This window comes from Roseomonas haemaphysalidis (assembly GCF_017355405.1).
In the GTDB taxonomy this organism is placed as follows: domain Bacteria; phylum Pseudomonadota; class Alphaproteobacteria; order Acetobacterales; family Acetobacteraceae; genus Pseudoroseomonas; species Pseudoroseomonas haemaphysalidis.
The window spans coordinates 2,226,403-2,245,588 of sequence record NZ_CP061177.1; the positions used below are offsets into that span (position 1 = coordinate 2,226,403).

Here is a 19,186-nt window from a genome sequence, read left to right on the forward strand (position 1 = left end):
GGCGCATGGGGAACTCCAGGTTCGACCTTGGGCCGTGCATTGAAGAAAGGCGGTTTCCGGCGCTTATTCGGGGGCCTCAGGCGCGGCGCGTCAACCGGGCAGGGACAGGGTGGCGATGCCGTCGCGCTCTGTGAACCGTGTGCCGAAGGGCTCCGACAACGCCGCGAAGCGCCGGAGGATGGCCGCACCCTCCTCGCCCGCCGCCAGCCGGGGGCGGCCGCGCCGGTGTCGCGCGTCGCCAAGGCCGAGGCTGACGGGATGGATCTCCATGCCCGCCAGCCGGCCGTTGTCGAACAGGCAGACGGGTACCACCGTTTCCCAGAACTTTCGCTCGGCGGGAAAGCCCTTGGTGTCGTCGGCCGTGCGCTGGCGGTACACCTGACCGGGCGTCATCTCCGGATCGGCCTTGAAGCGATCATAGGAATCGGCAGGCAGGCGGGACACCAGCTCGTTCTGCCCGATGAAGTTGCCGAGGCTGTAGAAGATCGGCTTGCCCTTGTAGATCTCCATGCCCCGCAGCAGGTGCGGGCCGTGGCCGACCACGAGGTCCGCGCCCTCGTCGATCATGCGGTGTGCGAATTCGGGGATAAAGGCGGCCGGGATCTCCTTGTCGCCGTCCTGCTCATGCGCGTGCAGGCTGACCAGCACCACGTCGGCCAGCGCGCGGGCTTCGCGCACCCAGCGGGCGATGCCGGCCATGTCCTTGTTGTTGGGCGTGGTGCGCAGGCGGGTTTCCGCCGCCGCCTTGAAGTTCAGCGGGCCAAAGGGAAACACCGCCGGGTCTTCCGGCGGGTGGCCGAAGCCGAGCTTGATGACCATCTGCCGGAACTGCTCCAGCCCCAGCCCGGTGGCGATCTGCTTCAGCGTTTCGAGCTGCTGCTCCGTCACCTCGTGCATGGTGTCGAAGCGCAAGGGGTTCAGGCCGGGGCGGCCGGGCATGTCGGGCCGCTGCTGGCTGGCTTCCTGCCCCTTGGCGAAGGTGGAGCTGCAGGACAGCAGCGCGACGGTGCCGTTGGGATGCTCGTGATAAGCCGGGCGGCGGGCGTCCTCCAGGTTGCGGCCGATGCCGGCATAGGTGAGGCCGCGCGCGTCCAGCGCCGCCATGGAATGCAGCAGGCCGGAGATGCTGTAGTCCAGGCAATGGTTGGTGGCGGTGGCGAAGAGGTCGAAGCCGCCTTCCGCCAGCTCGTCCAGCACCCAGGCGGGGGCGCCGAAATGCGACCCGCCGCTTTCCAGCGCCGGGTCGCCCCGGAAGTCGTTGGCCAGGACCTCCAGGTTCGTGAAGGCCATGTCGGCACCGCGGATCATGTCGAACAGCGGGGCCACCTGCGGGTCGCTGCAGCTGAGCAGCCGGCGTTGCAGGATGCTGTCGCCAGTGAGCGCGAGCCGCAGCATGGGCAGGTTCCTTCAGTCCACGATGAACAGGGTGCAGCCGGTTTCGGTGACGGAGCGGTGCGCGGCATCGCCGAAGTCGGACATCATGTAGCTCATGCCCGCCACCAGCGCGGTGCTGCGGCCATCCTTCAACTCGCTGGTCAGGGCGCCGCTGACCACGAAGATGACATGCCCCCGGTCGCACCAGTGGTCCGCCACGTAGCCGGGCGAGTATTCCACCATGCGCACCCGCAGGTCGCCCACCGTGAAGGTCCGCCACAGCGCGAAGCCGCGCTCGCCCGGGTGGTGCGTCGGCTCGATCTGCGACCAGTCGATGCTGGTGAAGGGGAGGGGCGGGATCTTCACCGCGGCAGCAGCCGCTCGGCCAGCTGCGCGAAGTAGCTGGCGCCGATGGGCAGCAGGTCGTCATTGAAGTCGTACTTCGGGTGGTGCACCTGCGGGTCGCTGCCGGTGCGGCCACCGCCGAGCATCAGGTAGGAGCCGGGCTTCACGTTCAACATGAAGGAGAAGTCCTCGCCCCCCATGGTCGGCTTGTCCATGTGCACCACGCGGCTGTCCCCCACCACGGCGGCGGCGGCCTGGCGGGCGAGGTCCGTGGAGCTTTCCTCGTTCACCGTCGCGGGGTAGAGGCGGGTGAAGCGCACATCGGCCTCGGCGCCATAGGCGGTGGCGATGCCGGTAGCCAGCGCGCGGATCTTGCTTTCCAGCAGGTCGCCGATCTCTGGCTTGAACCAGCGGGCGGTGCCCTGCAGCAGCACCTTCTCTGGGATCACGTTGTGGGTGTGGCCGCCCTCGATGTGGCCGATGGTCACCACGCCGGATTCCAGCGGCTCCACGTTGCGCGCCACGATGCTCTGGAAGGCCGAGACGATCTGCGCCGCGATGACGATGGGGTCGTTGCCGTTGTTCGGCATGGCGCCGTGCGCGCCCTTGCCGGTGATGGTGATGTCGATGTTGCCCACCGCCGCCATGACCGGCCCGTTGCGCCACAGGAACTCGCCCGCCGTATGGCCCGGCCAGTTGTGGATGCCGAAGACGCGCTCCATCGGAAAGCGCTCGAACACGCCTTCCTCGACCATCACGCGGGCGCCGCCGATGTTTTCCTCGGCCGGCTGGAACAGCAGATACACGGTGCCGGCGAAGTTGCGGGTTTCGGCCAGGTACTTGGCCGCGCCCAGCAGCATGGTGGTGTGGCCGTCATGGCCGCAGGCGTGCATCTTGCCCGGTGAAAGCGAGGCATGCGCGACGCCGGACTCCTCCAGGATGGGCAGCGCGTCCATGTCCGCCCGCAGCCCGATGGCGGGGCCGGGCGCCGAGCCGCGGATCACGCCGATCACGCCGGTCTTCGCCACGCCCGTGATCACCTCGTCCACGCCAAAGGCGCGCAGCTTCTCGGCCACGATACCGCTGGTGCGCACTTCCTCGAAGGCCAGTTCCGGATGCTGGTGGAAGTCGTGGCGCCAGCCGGTCATCTCGTCGTGGAAGTCGGCGATGCGGTTCATCACGGGCATGGAAGGCAGTCCTCGGTTCGTGGCGACCATGCTTGTGCGGCGCGCCGCCGCTGGCAAGGGCCGCCGTGACAAACTGTGGCGGAAGGTTCCCACGGCGCCGGGCCGCGCCCATCTGAGGGCGCGATGATCCGCCGCACCCTGCTCACCCTGTTTCTGCTGTTGGCGCCGCTTGGCCTGCTGGGCGGCTATCTGTCCGGCGCGCTGCGCCTGCCGCCGGAATGGGACCCCCGCGCGCCGCTGGATTTCCGCGCCGAGCCAAACTGGATGACGGGCTGGAAGCTGGCGCGGCTGAAGCTGCAGCCGGAAAGCTGCTTCGCCGCCTTTGAGGCTTCCGGCATCACGCCGGACCGGTTGCCGGACCGCGCCGCCGACACCAGCTGCCCCTTGGTCGATACCATGCGCCTGCAAGGCGAAAGCGCGGTGCTGAGCCCGGCGCGGCCGGTCGTGACCTGCCCCGTGGCCGCCGCCTGGCTGATGTTCGAGCGCCACGCGCTGCAGCCGGCCGCGGAAGCCCGGTTCAACAGCCGCGTTGCGCGGGTGCAGCACCTGGGCACCTACGCCTGCCGCAACGTATACGGCCGCGCCACCGGCCGGCGCAGCGAGCATGCCAGCGCCAATGCCATCGACATCGCGGGCTTCACCCTGGCCAACGGGCGCGAGGTGAGGCTGCCGCGCGACTGGGATGCCGAGGGTGGCAACGGCGCATTCTTGCGGCAGGTGCGGGACGGCGCCTGCCGCTTCTTCGGCGCCGTGCTGGGGCCGGACTACAACGCGGCGCACCGGGACCACTTCCACATGGAAGCGGGCCGGTGGCAGCGTTGCAGCTAGCGCAGCGCTTCCTCGAGCAGCAGCAAGGCAGCTTCCGCGAAGGCCTCCATGTTGCCGGCGCGGTCCGTGGCGCCGGTGGACAGCGTCCGCCGCAGCGGCACCAGCCCGGCCACCGCCATGCAGCTGTGCCCGGCCGGGTCGCCGTAGCGGTTGCCGGCGGGGCCGGCGGCACCGGTTTCCGACAGCCCCCAGTCGGCGTTGAGCTGCAGCTTCACGCGCTCGGCCAGCAGCACGGCATAGGGCTCGGAAGCCGCGCGCATGCCCTGCATGCCAGCGCGGTTGATCTCCAGGAACGCCTCCCGCGCCGGCGCGGTGTAGACCACGGCGCCACCGAGGAAGTAGGCGGAAGCCCCGGGTACCGCCAGCAGCCGCGCCGCGATCAGCCCGCCGGCCGAGGATTCCGCGACCGCCACCGTCTGGTGCCGTGCCTTCAGCAGCGCGCCGACGCGCGCCGCGACGTCCATACTGCTCATGCCACCACCATCACGTGGATGGCGCGGTCCGCCACCATGTCCTGTGTCGCCTGACCATAGGCCTTCATGTGCGGCGCCGCGGCATGCGCCTTCAGCGCTTCCGGGCTCGCCCATTTTTCCACGACGATGAAGCTGTCCTCGCCTGTCACGGCGGGGAAGCCCGGCGCATCGACGACGGGCACGTATTCGATGCAGCCCTCCTCGGCCAGCACGGCGGGGATGTTGGCGCGGAACTTTTCCAGCACGGCGGCACGCTGCCCCGGATGCGCGGTGATGACGGCGATAACATGGATCACGCTGCTTCTTCTCCCTCTGGATTCAGGCGGCCTGCCGGATCAGCTCGGCTGCCTTTTCGCCGATCATGATGCAGGCGGCGTTGGTGTTGCCGGAGACCACGGTGGGCATGATGGAGGCATCCGCCACCCGCAGCCCACCGATACCTTGCACCCGAAGATCGGGCGCCACCACCGCCCCCGGGTCAGCGCCCATGCGGCAGGTGCCGGCGGGGTGGAAGATGGTGGTGCCGGCGCGGCGGGCGTGTTCCAGCAGGGCGTCATCGCCGTCGCAGCCGGCGCCGGGCAGGAACTCCGCCTCGATCCAGGCGCGCAGCGCGGGGGCGGCGGCCACGCGGCGCACCAGCTTCAGCCCCTCCACCATGCAGCGCCGGTCGGTGTCCGTGCTCATGTAGTTGGCGCGGATGCGCGCGGGCAGGGCCGGGTCCGCGCCCACCAGGGTGATGTCGCCCCGGCTTTCCGGCCGCAACTGGCAGGTGCTGATGGTGAAGCCGGGAAAGTCGTGCAGCCCGCCGCCGGGGCGGTCGGCCGAGAAGGGAATGAAGTGGAACTGCGTGTCCGGCGTGGCGCTGCCGGGCAGCACGCGGGCGAACAGGCCTGCCACGCCGGCGCTGATCGTCAGCGGCCCGGCGCGCCGCAAGGCGAAGTGCATGCCTGCCATCATGCGCCCGGCGAGGGACCCCAGCGCGTCGTTCAGCGTGCCGCGGCGGGATGCGCGAAACACCATGCGGGCCTGGAAATGGTCCTGCAGATTGCGCCCCACCTCCGCCAGGTCATGCCGCGGCGCGATGCCCAGCGCCCGCAGCTCCTCCGCCGGCCCGATGCCGGACAGCAGCAGCAGCCGGGGCGAGGCGATGGCGCCCCCGCACAGCACGACCTCGCGCCGCGCGCGGATGCTGCGCGCCGTGCCCGCGTGACGGAACGCGATGCCCGTGGCGCGCCGCCCGTCCAGCACCACCCGCTCGGCGGCCGCGCCCGTGACCACGACGAGGTTGGCGCGGCGGCGTGCCGGGCCGAGGTAGGCCGTGGCGGCACTGCAACGCCAGCCGCCCCGCGCCGTCACCTGGAACGGCCCGACCCCTTCCTGTTCCGCGCCGTTGAAATCGTCGTTGCGCGGCAGACCCACTTCCTGGCCCGCGGCGATAAAGGCTTCCGCCAGCGCGCTGCGCGGCGACAGGTCGCTGACCGCCAGCGGCCCGCCGGCGCCGTGCCATTCATCGGCGCCGCGTTGCTGGTCCTCCGCGCGGCGAAATGCGGGCAGCACGTCGGCGGCGGACCAGCCGACGCAGCCCAGCTGGCGCCAGTGGTCGAAATCCGCGTGCTGGCCCCGCACGTAAAGCAGGCCGTTGATGGCGGAGGAGCCGCCCAGCACCCGTCCGCGCGGCCAGTTGATGCGCCGCCCGTGCAGCTCCGGCTCCGGCTCGGTCGCCAGGTTCCAGGACAATGTCGGGTGGTACATGGTCTTGGCATAGCCGATCGGCACGTGGAGCCATGGGTTGCGTGCCGCGCCGCCGGCTTCCAGCAACACGACCAGCACGCGCGGGTCTTCCGACAGCCGTGCCGCCAGGGCGCAGCCGGCAGAGCCGGCGCCCACGACCACGTAATCCGCTTCCTCCGGCAGGCTGCGCATGTTGCCGCGTTTCCTTGCTGCCCTGGCATGGAGCCTAGGCGCGCCACCGCGCCGTGCAAGAGGGCTTCGCGGGCCGGAAGGTCAGCCGGCGGCGAAGGTGCGGGCCAGCCCGGCTTCCAGCGGCCGGGGCGCCACGCCCAGTTCCCGGCGCATGGCGGCGATGTCGAAGGCCTTGTCCTCGGTCAAGCGGCGCAGCTCCGCCGCGCGCACCGTCGGCAGGCGCGGCACCAGCCGGGTGAGGGGGGACAGCGCCAGCAGCGGCAGCAGCGGAACGGGCAGGATGGCGGGCACCCGCACCCCCGCCGCGCGGCACACCGCCCGCAGAAAGTCCCGGTACGCCAACGGTTCCGGCCCGGCGATCACGATGGCTTCCGGCCTTGGCCAGTCGCGGGCCAGGGCGGCGCGGAGGCTGGCGGTGACGTCATCCTGGTGGATCGGCTGCACCAGGGCGCCGCCGCCTCCGGGCAGGGGGGCCACGGGCAGGCGTCGCATCAGCGCGGCCAGGCGCTGCACGTTGTCCTCGCCTTCCGCGCCATAGATCATGGTGGGGTGCAGGATCACGCCATGGCGGCCGCTTTCCAGAAGGGCCGCCTCACCGGCGCGGACCCCGTCGCCATGGCTGTCGGCCCAGCGGGAATAACGGCGGGTGCTGCCCATCAGCACGATGCGCGAGTCCGGCGGGGCGGCGGCCAGAATGGCGGGGGCGTGGCGTGCATGGGCGCAGGAGGCGATGCGCGCCAAGCCAGCCAGCGCTGCCCGCAGCGCGGCGCCGTCCCGCAGGTCGGCGATGCGGGGCGCGCCGGGCAGGCCGGTCGCGGCCCAGCGCGCGGCATCGCGCACCACCGGCACAAAGGGCACCCCGTCCCGCGCCAGCGAACGGCACAGGGTGGCGCCGGAGCGGCCGGACGCGCCGATCACGGCGACGGGGGTGAAATCAGGGTTCATGCGGCGGGCTTCCGGTGCGATGCGAAGTAGCCTAGAGCCGCGTGAAGCGGCGGGCCAGAGAGCTGTGGTATCATGATACCACAAAGTTTTGCTTGACTGCCGCCGCCGCCCCGGCGATACCCCGCCGCACCTTTAGAACGTTATTTGGATTACCATGCTCTCCACGCAGACCCGCTCGCTGAAGCCGGCGGAGGTCAAGAAGGACTGGGTGCTGATCGATGCGGAGGGCCTCGTGCTCGGCCGTCTCGCGGCACTCGTGGCCGTTCGCCTCCGCGGCAAGCACAAGCCGCAGTTCACCCCGCATGTCGACTGCGGCGACCACGTCGTGATCGTCAACGCCGACAAGGTGAAGGTCACCGGCAACAAGGCCGAGCAGTCGGTCTTCTACTGGCACACCGGCTACCCGGGCGGCATCAAGGAGCGCACCATCCGTGAGCGCCTGGAAAGCCGTTTCCCCGAGCGCGTCGTCGAGAAGGCCGTGGAGCGCATGATCACGCGCGGCCCGCTTGGCCGCCGTCAGATGAAGAACCTGCACGTCTATGCCGGTGCCGAGCACCCGCATGCCGGTGCGCAGCCGTCCTCGCTGGACGTCGCCGCCCTCAACCGCAAGAACAAGGTGGGCTGAGGCCATGAGCGAGCAGACGACCGCCAACTCCCTGTCCGAGCTGAAGACCCTGGTGGCCGGCACGCCCGCCGGCGCCGGTTCCGAAGCCGCCCCCGTCCGTGAGGCGAAGCGCGACCAGTTCGGCCGCTCCTACGCCACCGGCCGCCGCAAGAACGCCATCGCCCGCGTGTGGGTGAAGCCGGGCAAGGGCGAGATCTCCATCAACGGCCGTTCGGCTGGCAAGTACTTTGCCCGCCCGGTGCTGCGGATGCTGATCACCCAGCCCTTCCTGGTGGCCGACCGCTACCAGCAGTTCGACGTGTACTGCACCGTCGTCGGCGGTGGCCTGTCCGGCCAGGCCGGCGCCGTGCGCCACGGCCTGAGCCGCGCCCTGGTGAACTACGAGCCGGGCCTGCGCGCCATCCTGAAGAAGGCCGGCTTCCTGACGCGTGACCCCCGCGTGGTCGAGCGCAAGAAGTACGGCAAGGCGAAGGCACGACGCTCCTTCCAGTTCAGCAAGCGCTGACGCTGGGCGGGCCGGCGTTCGCGCCGGCCTGTCGCCGACAGGTTGTTTCATCGGAAAGGGCGGGCCCGCAGGGGTCCGCCCTTTTTGTTTTTCTGTTACGCTTTCCCCCGAACAGGAGGGCCAGATGGCCAAGGGCGCGATTCCCACGATCTTCATCGACGGCGAGGCCGGCACCACCGGCCTTGGCATCCGCGAGCGGCTGGAAGCCATCCCTGGCATCGCGCTGCGCTCCATCGCGCCCGAACGCCGCAAGGACCCCGAGGCCAAGCGCGCGCTGATGGCCGAGGTGGACCTGGTGGTGCTCTGCCTGCCCGATGCCGCTTCCAAGGAAAGCGCCGCCATGGCGGCCGGGCTCGGCGCAGAGGCGCCCAAGCTGCTGGACGCCTCCACCGCGCACCGCGTGCATCCGGACTGGGTCTACGGCGTGCCGGAGCTGGAGCCGGAGCAGGCTCGGAAGATCGCCGCCGCCGCGCGCGTCGCCAACCCCGGCTGCTACCCCACCGGCGGTATCCTGCTGTTGCGCCCGCTGGTTGAGGCCGGGCTGCTGCCGCCCGATTATCCGATCACGGTCAATGCGGTGTCCGGCTATTCCGGCGGCGGCAAGGCGATGATCGAGACCTTCGAGGGCGCGGACCACCCGGCCTTCGAGCTGTATGGGCTGGGCCTGGAGCACAAGCACGTGCCGGAGCTGCAGGGCTATTCCAAGCTGACCCGGCGGCCGATCTTCGTGCCCAGCGTAGGCGACTACCGCCAGGGCATGCTGGTTTCCATTCCGCTGCACCTGGACCTGCTGCCGGGCAAGCCCTCGCCGGAGGCGCTGTCGGAAGCGCTGGCCGCTTATTACGCCGGCTCGGAATGGGTGAAGGTGCTGCCCGCCACCGCCGACGGCAAGCTGGAGCCGGAAGCCCTGAACGACACCAACACGCTGGAGCTGCGGGTCTACGGCAACGCCGCCCGGGGCCAGGCCGTTCTGGTCGCGCGGCTGGACAACCTGGGCAAGGGTGCCTCCGGTGCGGCCGTGCAGAACATCGGGCTGATGCTGGGGGTCGACGTGTCCGCCCGCCAGGCCGAGACGGTGTGAGGATGGAGCCGATGTCGCCGGTCTTTCCCTTCGAGGGCGTGCTGCCCAGCGTCGCGCCTTCCGCCTTTATCGCGCCCACGGCGGCGGTGATCGGCAATGTGGAGATCGGCGAGGATTCCTCTGTCTGGTACCATTGCGTGCTGCGCGGCGACACGCACCCGATCCGTGTCGGCGCCCGCACCAACATCCAGGACGGCACCATCGTGCACGTCGCCGCCGGCACGCTGCCGGCGATCATCGGCGACGACGTGACCATCGGCCACGCCTGCATCATCCATGCCTGCACCCTGAAGAACCGCGCCTTCGTGGGCATGGGCGCCACGGTGCTGGACGGTGCGGTGATCGAGGAAGGCGGCATGCTGGGCGCTGGCGGGCTGCTGGCGCCGGGCAAGCGGATCGGGCCGAACGAGCTGTGGCTCGGCGCCCCGGCAAGGCTGGTGCGGGTGATGAGCGCGGAGGAGCGGGCGGGCTGGGACCGCAACGCCGTGCATTACGCCGAGCTCGCCAAGCGCCACGCCGCGTCGCTGGCGGAGCCCGCCTGATGCGCCGGGCGGGGGTGGCACTGCTGCTGCTGGCATCGCTCGCGGCCTGCGCCACGCCCCCGCCGCCCGCGACGCTGCCCCCCGCCGCCAGCCGGCTGGATGCCGACCCGGTGCGCGCCGCCATCCGCGGCGCCGCCGACGCGTTCGCCTATCCGGAAAGCCTCGCCGGCCGGCCGGAAGCGGCGGCCATCGCGGTGGCGCAGCTGGAATTCCTGGCGGTGGAGGTCATGGCCAACCGCACCAGCCTGCGCCTGTCCGGCATTGTCGGCCCCGCGCTACAGGCGGCGCGGGTGGAGGTACGCGATTACCTTGGCATCGCGCCCGGCGCCGCGCCGCAGGCGGTGATCGACGCCTTGCTGGCCACGCCGCCCGACCTGTCGCGGCCCACGCTGTTCACGGCCGGCCCCGCGGAAACGCTGCGGCGCCTGTCCGCCATGCCGCGCCTGCCGCAAGCCAACACCGGCACCGCGATCGCCCGCCAGCAGATGGAGTTCGGCCCGCCGGAGCTTGAGGGCTTCCGCCTGCGGTGACGCCGCGCGCATTCTCCGTCATGGTGCGGGCAACGATTCGCCCCTGACCGCCGGAGCCGCCATGCGACACGCTGCAATGATCCCCGCCATGGCACTGTCCATGCTGCTGCTGGCAGGCTGCGCCGAGTTGCGCACCCCGCCGGTGGTGCAGCCGGTGCCGGTCGCGCTGCTGCCCCCCGCTACGGACCCGCTGCGCGCCGCCGCCCGCATGGCCGCCGCCGACTTCGCCGAGGAAGGCGCTGCCGTGCAGAACCGCCCGGCCGAGGCCGCGCGCGCCATGGGCCGGCTGGAATGGCTCACCGCCGTGCTGTCCACCGACCAGCGCTACGACGCCCTGCCGCCCGGCATTGCCATGGCGCTGCGCGGCGGCACGGCCGAGGTGCGCGAAGCCCTGGGCATGGTGGCCGACACGCCGCCCGCCCAGGCGACCGCGGCGCTGACCGCCATTGCCCGGCAGATCGATGCCGGGCAGTCGCCCGACTTTCCCGCTGCGCTGTTTCCGGGCGGCGCCGAGCGCAGCCTGCAGCGCCTGACCCGGCCGGGCCCCTTGCCGCAGGCCGCCATTGCCACCGGCCAGGCGGCGGAGGTGATCGCGCGCCTGGACCAGACGGGCGGATGGAACCGCGGCGCCGGTGAAACGCCGCGCTTCTGAGCGGGGTTCTGCTTCTGTGGGTCTGGCGCCGTATCACCTGAGCGGGCAGTCTATGACGCAATGTAATCGTGGAATCAGGAAACAACGATGAAAAGACGCCATTTCCTGGCCGGCGCGGCCGCCCTGCCGGCGGCAACCGGTCTCGCCATGTCCCGCCCCGCCTTGGCGCAGGGCAATGCCCGCGTGCTGCGCTTCGTGCCGCAGGCGGACGTGACCATCATCGACCCGCTCGGCACCACCGCCTATCCGACGCGCAACCATGGCCACATGTGCTGGGACACGCTGTACGGCATCGACGAGAACTTCGTGCCGCAGCCACAGCTGGCCGAGGGCTATGTGGTCGAGGACGACGGCAAGCGCTGGGTCTTCACGCTGCGCGACGGCCCGACCTTCCATGATGGCGAGAAGGTGCGGGCGGCCGACGCCGTGGCTTCAATCAAGCGCTGGATGGCGCGCGACACCATGGGGCAGACCCTGTCTGCCCGCGTGGACGAGATCCGCGCGCTGGACGACCGGCGCTTCGAGATCCGCCTGAAGCGCCCGTTCGGCCTGATGCTGGACGCGCTGGGCAAGGCCTCGTCCTACCCGTGCTTTATCTATCCCGAGCGCTTCGCCAACCAGGACCCGACCAAGCCCTTCACCGAGGTGGTCGGCTCCGGCCCGTATCGCTTCGTGGCGGGCGAGCGCGTGTCCGGCGCGCAGGTCGTATACCAGAAGTTCGATAAGTACGTGCCGACCCCGGTGGGTGCGGTGAGCATGGTGGCCGGCCCCAAGTTGGCGCATTTCGAGCGCGTCGAGTGGAAGGTGCTGCCCGACCCCGCGACCTCCACCGCCGCCATCCAGGCCGGCGAGGTGGATTGGCTGGAAGTGGTGCCGCCCGACCTGAACCCGCTGCTGGCGCGCGCGCGTGATGTGGTGCTGGACCGGATCGACGCTTCCGGCACCTATGCCAGCCTGCGCCTGAACCACCTGCACCCGCCGTTCAACGACCCCGTGGTGCGCCGCGCGCTGCTGAAGGCCGTGGCGCAGGAAGACTTCATGGCGACCGTGGCGGGCGACGAGAAGAACTGGCGCGCCGGGGTGGGCTGCTTTCCGGTGGCCAGCCCGCTGGCGTCCGATGAGGGGCTCTCGGCCCTGACCTCGCCGCGCGACGTGAACGGTGCCAAGGCGGCCATCGCCGCCGCCGGCAAGGGCGGCGCCAAGGTGGTGGCGTTGCATGCCACCGACGTGGCCAACCAGAACGCGCTGATGGCCGTGGGCGTGGACCTGTTCCGCAAGACGGGCTTCGACACGGAGGACGCGACGTCCGACTGGGGAACCTTGCTGCAGCGCCGCCAGAACAAGGGCGCGCCGAACCAGGGCGGCTGGAATGCGCTGATCGCGCTGTTCAGCGGCATGGAGTTCAACACCCCCGCCGGCCACCTGCTGCTGCGCGCCAATGGCGACAACGCCTGGTTCGGCTGGCCGAACTCGGACAAGCTGGAAGCGCTGCGCGACCAGTGGTTCGACGCCGCCGACATGGCCGCGCAGAAGACCATCGGCCGGCAGATCCAGGCGCAGTTCTTCGAGGACGTGCCCTACATCCCGCTCGGCCAGTACTTCGTGGACAGCGCCTACCGCAAGGGACTGACCGACATCCGCCGCGGCATCCCGCTGCCGCTCAACGTCCGGCGCGGCTGAGCGACCGGGCGCGGCGGCCGGTGCCGCCGCGCCCTTTCCTGACCTGCTGGAGGCTGCGATGCGTCAGATGCACCTGGGCGCCTTCATGCGCCCCACCACCATCCACACCGGTGCCTGGCGCTTTCCGGGTGCCTTTCCGGACGCCAACTTCAATTTCACCCACCTGAAGCGCTTCGCGCAGACGCTGGAACGCGGCTGCTTCGACGCGTTCTTCATGGCCGACCACCTGGCCGTGCTGAACATGCCGATGGAGGCATTGCAGCGCAGCCACACCGTCACCTCCTTCGACCCGCTGACGCTGTTGCCGGCGCTGGCGGCGGTGACCGAGCGGATCGGGCTGATCGCCACCGCATCGACCACCTTTGAGCAGCCCTACCTGATCGCGCGCAAATTCGCCTCGCTGGACCACCTCAGCAACGGCCGCGCGGGGTGGAACATCGTCACCACCTCCAATCCGGACGCCGCGCTGAACTTCGGCCAGGACGCGCAGATGGACCACGGCGACCGCTATCGCCGGGGCCGCGAGTTCTACGACGTCGTCACCGGGCTGTGGGATAGCTGGGCGGACGATGCGTTTCTGCGGGACGTGGAGGGTGGGCGGTTCTTCGACCCGGCGCGGCTGCATGTGCTGGACCACCAGGGCGAGTTCTTCCGTGTGCGCGGCCCGCTGAACGTGGCGCGGCCGGTGCAGGGCTGGCCGGTGATCGTGCAGGCCGGTGCGTCCGACGCCGGGCGGCAGCTCGCGGCTGAGACGGCCGAGGTGGTCTTCGCCGGCGGCTCCACCCTCGCCGACGGGCAGGCCTTCTACCGTGACATGAAGCAGCGCGCCGCCGCCGCGGGGCGCGACCCCGCGCATCTCAAGATTCTGCCCGGCTGCTTCGTGGTGATCGGCGATACGTTGCAGCAGGCGCAGGACAAGCGCGCGCTGCTGGACAGCCTGGTGCATTACCAGAGCGGCCTGGCGTCGCTGTCCATCGCCATCGGTCATGATGCCTCGGGCTTCGACCCGGACGCGCCTCTGCCGCCGCTGCCGCCCAGCAATGCCAGCAAGAGCGGCCAGCAGCGGGTACTGGACATGGCGGCGCGGGAAAGCCTGACGGTGCGCCACCTGGCGCAGCGGCTGGGCGGCTATGCCGGCGTCGCCATGGTCGGCACGCCAACGATGATCGCGGACACCATGCAGGAATGGATCGAGCAGGAGGGCTCGGACGGGTTTAACGTCATGTTCTCCGACCTGCCGGCCGGGCTGGACGACTTCGTGGGGCAGGTGGTGCCGGAGCTGCAGCGGCGCGGGTTGTTCCGCACTGCCTATGCCGGCACCACGCTGCGCGACCACCTGGGGCTGCCGAGGCCGGGCAACCGCTTCTTCCCGGCTTGACCCGGGCGGTTGCCGCAGCGCAGCATCCGGCCATCCCCCCTGTTGACCGGAACGCCGATGCCCTTGTCCCGCCGCGCCATGCTGGCGCTGCCCGCCATCCTCGCCACCCCCGCCGCCCGGGCGCAGCCCGGGTGGCCGGCCCGCCCGGTGCGCATGGTCGTGCCCTTTGCCGCCGGCGGCAGCACCGACGTCTCGGCCCGCCTGCTGGTGCCGAAGATGAGCGAGATCCTGGGGCAGTCGGTGGTGATCGAGAACCGGGCCGGGGCGGGCGGCACGCTGGGGTCCGATGCGGTGGCGAAGTCGCCGCCGGATGGCAGCGCCTTTGTGATGGGCACGGTGTCCACCCACGTGCTGGCGGTGGGGCTGTACCGCGAGCGGCTGCCCTACGACCCGGTGCGCGACTTCGCGGCTGTGGCGCCCACGGTGCTGGTGCCGATCTGCATCACCGTGCACCCTTCGCTCGGCGTGTCCACGCTGGCGCAGTTCATCGCGCTGCTGAAGGCCAATCCGGGCAAGTACAGCTACGGCACGGGCGGCGCGGGCGGCTCGGCGCATATCGCCGCCGTGGGGTTCCTGAATGCCATCGGCGCGCAGGCGGAGCATGTGCCGTACCGGGGCAGCGCGCCCATGCTGAACGACCTGCTGGCCGGGCAGGTGGCCATGGGCTTCGACACGCCGGCGCTGATCGCGCAGCACCACAACAGCGGTGCCCTGCGTTGCCTGGCCATCGCCACCGACCAGCATTCCAGCCTGATGCCAGGGGTGCCCACCGCCACCGAGGCGGGCTTGCCGGGCTACAAGGCCTATTCCTGGTTCGGCGTCTTCGCCCCCGCCGGCACCCCCGCGCCCATCGTGGCCAAGATGAACGAGGCGGTGCGCGGCGCGGTGACGGACCCCGCCATCCGCGCCCGGCTGGTGGAGCTGGAGCTGCCGCCGATCGAGGCAGGCAGCCCCGCCGACTTCAGCGCCTTTCTGCGCAGCGAGCTGGACCTCTGGGTGCCGCTGGTCAAGGCCAGCGGCGCCACGGCCGACTAGCCACGCCGGTCAGCAGCTTTCGGCGCCGAACACCCGGCTCGGCGCCACGAACTCCTCCTGCGCCGCCACGGTGAGGATCTCGCGCGATCCCGCTTCCGCCGTCTGCTTCAGCAGGCCGTAGACCGAGCTGGCGGCGGCGGCGGCGGCCGTGGCGGCGGAGCCGCTCTTCATGCGGTGGAACAGGAACAGTGCCGCGATGGCGTCGCCCGCGCCGTTCACGGACAGCGGCAGCATCGGCGTCTGCACACGGTGGAACGCGCCGCCCTCGGCCGCCAGTAGCTCGATCCGGTCGGCGGGCGTTTCCGCCACCTGCAGGGAGGTGACCAGCACGGCGCGGGGGCCGCTCGCCGCCATGGTGGCCTGCAGCGCCGCGACGGCGGCCTTGGCCTCCGCCAGGCTGGTGACCGGCAGGCCGGTCAGGTTTTCCAGCTCGAACTGGTTGGGGGTGATCAGGTCGGCGGCCGGAACTGCGCGGTCGCGCATGAATTCCGGGATGCCGGGACGCACGAAGACGCCGCGGCCGACATCGCCGATCACCGGGTCGCAGCAATACAAGGCGGCGGGGTTGGCGGCCTTGACCTTGGCGGCGGCGCCGAGCACCGCCTCGCCGATGGCGGCGTCGCCCATGTAACCGGACAGCACGGCGTCGCAGCCGGGCAGGGCGCCACGGTCCTCGATGCCCTGCACCAAATCCTGCACCAGCTCGGCGCCGAACACCTGTCCGCGCCAGGAGCCGTAGCCGGTGTGGTTGGAGAACTGCACCGTGTTGACCGCCCAGACCTCCGCCCCCAGGCGCTGGAGCGGAAACACCGCCGAGGCGTTGCCCACATGGCCGTAGGCGACCCAGGACTGGATGGACAGGATGTTCATGCGCGCGGCTTTCCCTGGCTGGGCGAGGCCCATGGTCTAGGAGTGCCGGGCAGGGGGGTCAATCGGCCACGCCGGTTGCTTTTGCGGCCCCCGGCGGGCTAGAAGCGCGGCTTCGCGCGGCCGGTCGGCATCGGCTGCACCATTGTCATGGAAAGATCACCGGCATGAAGCCCGACATCCACCCCGAGTACCACGACGTCAACATCATCATGACGGACGGCACCACCTTCACGACCCGCTCCTGCATGGGCAAGGAAGGCGACACGCTGCGCCTGGACATCGACCCGAAGTCCCACCCGGCCTGGACCGGCGTGCAGCGCGTGATGGATACGGGCGGCCAGATCGCCAAGTTCAACAAGAAGTTCGCCGGCATCGGGACTCGTACCAAGGGCTGACGCCGCCGCGCATTTTCTGCGCCGACGGAAACGCCGCCTCCCTTGAACGGGGGGCGGCGTTTTTTATATCTGGTCGTGCCAGGTGATGCTCCCCCGGGAGGTCGCCGGCGCGGATGGATGCACCAGGGTCGCCCAGATGGGGGCCCGTTCGGACACCCTTCCGTACCCGCACAGTGATCCTTGCTTTGTTTGAGAAGGTTCCGACCATGATGACCGCTTTCGATCCCACCCCCCTGTTCCGGTCCGCCATCGGCTTCGACCGCCTGTCCCGCCTGGTGGACAGCGCCCGCGCGGCGTCCGAGGGCCCGGCCTACCCGCCCTACAATATCGAGCGGACGGGTGATGGCTCCTATGTCCTGACCATGGCCGTTGCCGGCTTCGGCTCGGATGACCTGGACATCACCGCCCAGGACAACGTGCTGACCGTGTCTGGCAAGGCGACCCCGCCGGCCCCCGAGGCCGAGCGCCGCTACCTGCACCGCGGCATCGCGGGCCGCGCCTTCGAGCGCCGCTTCGTGCTGGCCGACCACATCCAGGTCGAGGGTGCGGACCTTGCCAACGGCCTGCTGCACGTGTCGCTGAAGCGCGAGGTGCCTGAGGCCTTGAAGCCCCGCCGCATCACCATCGGTGGCCAGGCGCCGCGCCCGGCGATCGAGGGGCAGGCGACGGAGCAGCTGGCGGCCTGACCGCCGTCGCGCTGGAGACCGGGGCCGGGGCAGAGATGCCCCGGCCTTTTTCATGCCCGCCGCTCTGCCGCAGCGCGAGACGGCCGCATTGACTTCCTTCCCGCGCCGGCGGCCCAATGGTGACACGATGCCGGTGCACGGCACGCGATGGGAAGGAAGCGATCATGAACGCCCCTGAATTCCTCGGCAGCCCCGCCACCCTGTTCAAGCAGCGCTACGGCAACTTCATCGGCGGCCGGTGGGCCGAGCCGAAGGATGGGCGATACTTCGAGAACACCTCGCCCGTGAACGGCAAGCGGCTGTGCGAGGTCGCGCGTTCCGGCGCGGCGGACATCGAGGCCGCGCTGGACGCCGCCCATGCCGCCAAGGACGCCTGGGGCCGCACCAGCGCGGCCGAGCGCGCGGTGCTGCTGAACCGCATCGCCCAGGTGATGGAGGACAACCTCGACAAGCTGGCCCGCGCCGAAACCTGGGACAACGGCAAGCCGATCCGGGAAACCACCGCCGCCGACCTGCCGCTGGCGATCGACCATTTCCGCTACTTCGCCGGCTGCATCCGCGCGCAGGAGGGCGGCATCTCGGAGATCGACCACGACACGGTGGCATACCACTTCCATGAGCCGCTGGGCGTGGTGGGGCAGATCATCCCCTGGAACTTCCCGCTGCTGATGGCGGTGTGGAAGCTGGCCCCCGCGCTGGCCGCCGGCAACTGCGTGGTGCTGAAGCCGGCCGAGCAGACGCCGGCCTCCATCCTGGTCTTCGCGGAACTCATCGCGGACATCCTGCCGCCGGGCGTGCTGAACATCGTCAACGGCTTCGGCCTGGAATGCGGCAAGCCGCTGGCATCCTCCAACCGCATCAGCAAGATCGCCTTCACGGGCGAGACCACCACCGGCCGGCTGATCATGCAGTATGCCAGCCAGAACCTGATTCCGGTCACGCTGGAGCTGGGCGGCAAGTCGCCCAACATCTTCTTCAAGGACGTGGCGGCGGAGGACGACGACTTCTTCGACAAGGCGCTCGAAGGCTTCACCATGTTCGCGTTGAACCAGGGCGAGGTCTGCACCTGCCCGTCCCGCGCGCTCGTGCATGAAAGCATCTACGACCGCTTCATGGAGCGCGCGCTCAAGCGGGTCGAGGCCATCGTGCAGGGCGACCCGCTGGACCCCGCCACCATGGTCGGCGCCCAGGCTTCCAGCGAGCAGCTGGAGAAGATCCTGGCCTACATGGACATCGGCCGGCAGGAGGGGGCCGAGGTGCTGACCGGCGGCGAACGCAACAGGCTCGGCGGCGACCTGGCCGAGGGCTATTACGTCAAGCCCACGGTCTTCAAGGGGCACAACCGGATGCGGGTGTTCCAGGAGGAGATTTTCGGTCCCGTCGTGTCCGTCACCACCTTCAAGGACGACGAGGACGCGCTGAAGATCGCCAACGACACGCTGTATGGCCTTGGCGCCGGGATCTGGACGCGGGACGGCAACCGCGCCTACCGCTTCGGGCGGAACATCCAGGCCGGGCGGGTGTGGACCAACTGCTATCACGCCTATCCGGCGCATGCGGCCTTTGGCGGCTACAAGCAATCCGGCATCGGGCGGGAAAACCACCGCATGATGCTGGACCACTACCAGCAGACCAAGAACATGCTGGTCAGCTACAGCCCCAAGAAGCTGGGCTTCTTCTGATGCCGGGGGAGGTGGCCCCGCTGGAGCGCGTGACGGCCACCCCCGCCGCGCTGGACCTCTTGGCGGAAATCCAGGCCCGCCATGGTGCGGTGCTGTTCCACCAATCCGGTGGCTGCTGCGACGGGTCATCCCCCATGTGCTACCCGGTCGGCGAGTTCATCCTCGGCGACCGGGATGTCTGCCTGGGCGAGATCGGCGGCGCCGAGGTCTATATCGGCGCGGACCAGTACGCGGCGTGGCGGCACACCCAGCTCATCATCGACGTGGTGCCGGGGCGGGGAGGGATGTTCTCGCTCGACAACGGCACGGAGCGGCGGTTCCTGACCCGTTCGCGGGCCTTCGACGGCAGCGAGATGTGCCGGCTGCCGGGGGGATGAAGGTCGGGGGAATGAATTCCCCCCAACCCCCTTCTTTCTTTATCTGTCTGGCGGTCGTGGCCGTGGTGGCGGC

The 19,186-nt window shown here is 70.4% G+C and carries 22 protein-coding genes; 14 read left to right on the plus strand and 8 right to left on the minus strand.

Annotated features, from left to right (window positions below):
* Nucleotides 1-90: 90 nt before the first annotated feature.
* Genes IAI59_RS10325 through IAI59_RS10335 form a run of 3 tightly spaced genes read right to left on the minus strand, consistent with a single transcriptional unit; the run spans nucleotide 91 to nucleotide 2,906 of the window.
* Entirely contained in the window at nucleotides 91-1,395 is a 1,305-nt protein-coding gene (locus IAI59_RS10325; RefSeq protein ID WP_207416454.1) for a CapA family protein, read from the minus strand.
* Between the two features lie 12 nt (nucleotides 1,396-1,407).
* Nucleotides 1,408-1,740 carry a DHCW motif cupin fold protein gene (locus IAI59_RS10330; protein WP_207416455.1) on the minus strand — a complete coding sequence of 111 codons (333 nt, stop codon included), beginning with the start codon at nucleotides 1,738-1,740 and terminating at the stop codon, nucleotides 1,408-1,410.
* The gene (locus IAI59_RS10335) at nucleotides 1,737-2,906 is read right to left on the minus strand and encodes a M20 aminoacylase family protein (protein ID WP_207416456.1); all 1,170 of its coding nucleotides are present in this window, start codon (nucleotides 2,904-2,906) and stop codon (nucleotides 1,737-1,739) included. Before IAI59_RS10335 ends, IAI59_RS10330 begins: the two co-directional genes overlap by 4 nt.
* Nucleotides 2,907-3,029: 123 nt before the next feature.
* Here IAI59_RS10335 and IAI59_RS10340 point away from each other — a divergent pair, with 123 nt between their 5' ends.
* Complete coding sequence (locus IAI59_RS10340; protein WP_207416457.1) at nucleotides 3,030-3,734, plus strand: extensin-like domain-containing protein; 705 nt, start codon at nucleotides 3,030-3,032, stop codon at nucleotides 3,732-3,734.
* On the opposite strand, the gene IAI59_RS10345 is transcribed toward IAI59_RS10340, so the two are convergent.
* The 4 genes from IAI59_RS10345 to IAI59_RS10360 form a co-directional block, all read right to left on the minus strand.
* Nucleotides 3,731-4,207, minus strand: coding sequence for a CinA family protein (locus tag IAI59_RS10345; protein WP_207416458.1), 477 nt, complete (start codon nucleotides 4,205-4,207; stop codon nucleotides 3,731-3,733). The two genes, IAI59_RS10340 and IAI59_RS10345, sit on opposite strands and share 4 nt — an antisense overlap.
* Complete coding sequence (locus IAI59_RS10350; RefSeq protein WP_207416459.1) at nucleotides 4,204-4,503, minus strand: putative quinol monooxygenase; 300 nt, start codon at nucleotides 4,501-4,503, stop codon at nucleotides 4,204-4,206. Before IAI59_RS10350 ends, IAI59_RS10345 begins: the two co-directional genes overlap by 4 nt.
* Nucleotides 4,504-4,525: 22 nt before the next feature.
* Entirely contained in the window at nucleotides 4,526-6,130 is a 1,605-nt protein-coding gene (locus tag IAI59_RS10355) for a GMC family oxidoreductase (RefSeq protein WP_207416460.1), read from the minus strand.
* An 81-nt stretch (nucleotides 6,131-6,211) separates the two neighbouring features.
* Nucleotides 6,212-7,075, minus strand: a complete 864-nt coding sequence (locus IAI59_RS10360) for an SDR family oxidoreductase (protein WP_207416461.1) — start codon at nucleotides 7,073-7,075, stop codon at nucleotides 6,212-6,214.
* A gap of 154 nt (nucleotides 7,076-7,229) precedes the next feature.
* Here IAI59_RS10360 and rplM point away from each other — a divergent pair, with 154 nt between their 5' ends.
* From rplM to IAI59_RS10405, 9 genes are all read left to right on the plus strand, one after another.
* Nucleotides 7,230-7,700 (plus strand): 50S ribosomal protein L13, encoded by a 471-nt coding sequence (rplM, locus tag IAI59_RS10365; RefSeq protein ID WP_207416462.1) that lies wholly within the window; start codon nucleotides 7,230-7,232, stop codon nucleotides 7,698-7,700.
* A 4-nt stretch (nucleotides 7,701-7,704) separates the two neighbouring features.
* Nucleotides 7,705-8,205 (plus strand): 30S ribosomal protein S9, encoded by a 501-nt coding sequence (rpsI, locus tag IAI59_RS10370; protein ID WP_207416463.1) that lies wholly within the window; start codon nucleotides 7,705-7,707, stop codon nucleotides 8,203-8,205.
* 124 nt (nucleotides 8,206-8,329) lie between these two features.
* The gene (gene argC / locus IAI59_RS10375; RefSeq protein ID WP_207416464.1) at nucleotides 8,330-9,286 is read left to right on the plus strand and encodes an N-acetyl-gamma-glutamyl-phosphate reductase; all 957 of its coding nucleotides are present in this window, start codon (nucleotides 8,330-8,332) and stop codon (nucleotides 9,284-9,286) included.
* A gap of 2 nt (nucleotides 9,287-9,288) precedes the next feature.
* Complete coding sequence (locus IAI59_RS10380; RefSeq protein ID WP_207416467.1) at nucleotides 9,289-9,828, plus strand: gamma carbonic anhydrase family protein; 540 nt, start codon at nucleotides 9,289-9,291, stop codon at nucleotides 9,826-9,828.
* The gene (locus IAI59_RS10385; RefSeq protein WP_207416469.1) at nucleotides 9,828-10,358 is read left to right on the plus strand and encodes a hypothetical protein; all 531 of its coding nucleotides are present in this window, start codon (nucleotides 9,828-9,830) and stop codon (nucleotides 10,356-10,358) included. Before IAI59_RS10380 ends, IAI59_RS10385 begins: the two co-directional genes overlap by 1 nt.
* 88 nt (nucleotides 10,359-10,446) lie before the next feature.
* Nucleotides 10,447-11,010, plus strand: coding sequence for a hypothetical protein (locus IAI59_RS10390; RefSeq protein WP_207443783.1), 564 nt, complete (start codon nucleotides 10,447-10,449; stop codon nucleotides 11,008-11,010).
* Between the two features lie 87 nt (nucleotides 11,011-11,097).
* Complete coding sequence (locus tag IAI59_RS10395; RefSeq protein WP_207416473.1) at nucleotides 11,098-12,690, plus strand: ABC transporter substrate-binding protein; 1,593 nt, start codon at nucleotides 11,098-11,100, stop codon at nucleotides 12,688-12,690.
* Between the two features lie 58 nt (nucleotides 12,691-12,748).
* Entirely contained in the window at nucleotides 12,749-14,068 is a 1,320-nt protein-coding gene (locus IAI59_RS10400; RefSeq protein ID WP_237180573.1) for an LLM class flavin-dependent oxidoreductase, read from the plus strand.
* Nucleotides 14,069-14,125: 57 nt separating this feature from the next.
* Nucleotides 14,126-15,103: a Bug family tripartite tricarboxylate transporter substrate binding protein gene (locus IAI59_RS10405; RefSeq protein WP_207416476.1), complete on the plus strand. Its 978-nt coding sequence runs from the start codon at nucleotides 14,126-14,128 to the stop codon at nucleotides 15,101-15,103.
* Between the two features lie 9 nt (nucleotides 15,104-15,112).
* Here IAI59_RS10405 and pdxY read toward each other — a convergent pair whose 3' ends face one another.
* Entirely contained in the window at nucleotides 15,113-15,973 is an 861-nt protein-coding gene (gene pdxY / locus IAI59_RS10410; RefSeq protein ID WP_207416477.1) for a pyridoxal kinase PdxY, read from the minus strand.
* Between the two features lie 164 nt (nucleotides 15,974-16,137).
* Between pdxY and rpmE the strand changes: the two genes are divergently transcribed.
* The 4 genes from rpmE to IAI59_RS10430 all read left to right on the plus strand — a co-directional run bounded on the left by rpmE (nucleotide 16,138) and on the right by IAI59_RS10430 (nucleotide 19,113).
* On the plus strand, nucleotides 16,138-16,368 hold the full coding sequence (gene rpmE / locus IAI59_RS10415; RefSeq protein ID WP_207416478.1) for a 50S ribosomal protein L31: 231 nt from the start codon (nucleotides 16,138-16,140) through the stop codon (nucleotides 16,366-16,368).
* Nucleotides 16,369-16,577: 209 nt separating this feature from the next.
* The gene (locus IAI59_RS10420; protein WP_207416608.1) at nucleotides 16,578-17,054 is read left to right on the plus strand and encodes an Hsp20 family protein; all 477 of its coding nucleotides are present in this window, start codon (nucleotides 16,578-16,580) and stop codon (nucleotides 17,052-17,054) included.
* A 164-nt stretch (nucleotides 17,055-17,218) separates the two neighbouring features.
* Nucleotides 17,219-18,736: an aldehyde dehydrogenase gene (gene adh / locus IAI59_RS10425; protein WP_207416479.1), complete on the plus strand. Its 1,518-nt coding sequence runs from the start codon at nucleotides 17,219-17,221 to the stop codon at nucleotides 18,734-18,736.
* Nucleotides 18,736-19,113 (plus strand): DUF779 domain-containing protein, encoded by a 378-nt coding sequence (locus IAI59_RS10430; protein WP_207416480.1) that lies wholly within the window; start codon nucleotides 18,736-18,738, stop codon nucleotides 19,111-19,113. Before adh ends, IAI59_RS10430 begins: the two co-directional genes overlap by 1 nt.
* Nucleotides 19,114-19,186 lie beyond the last annotated feature (73 nt).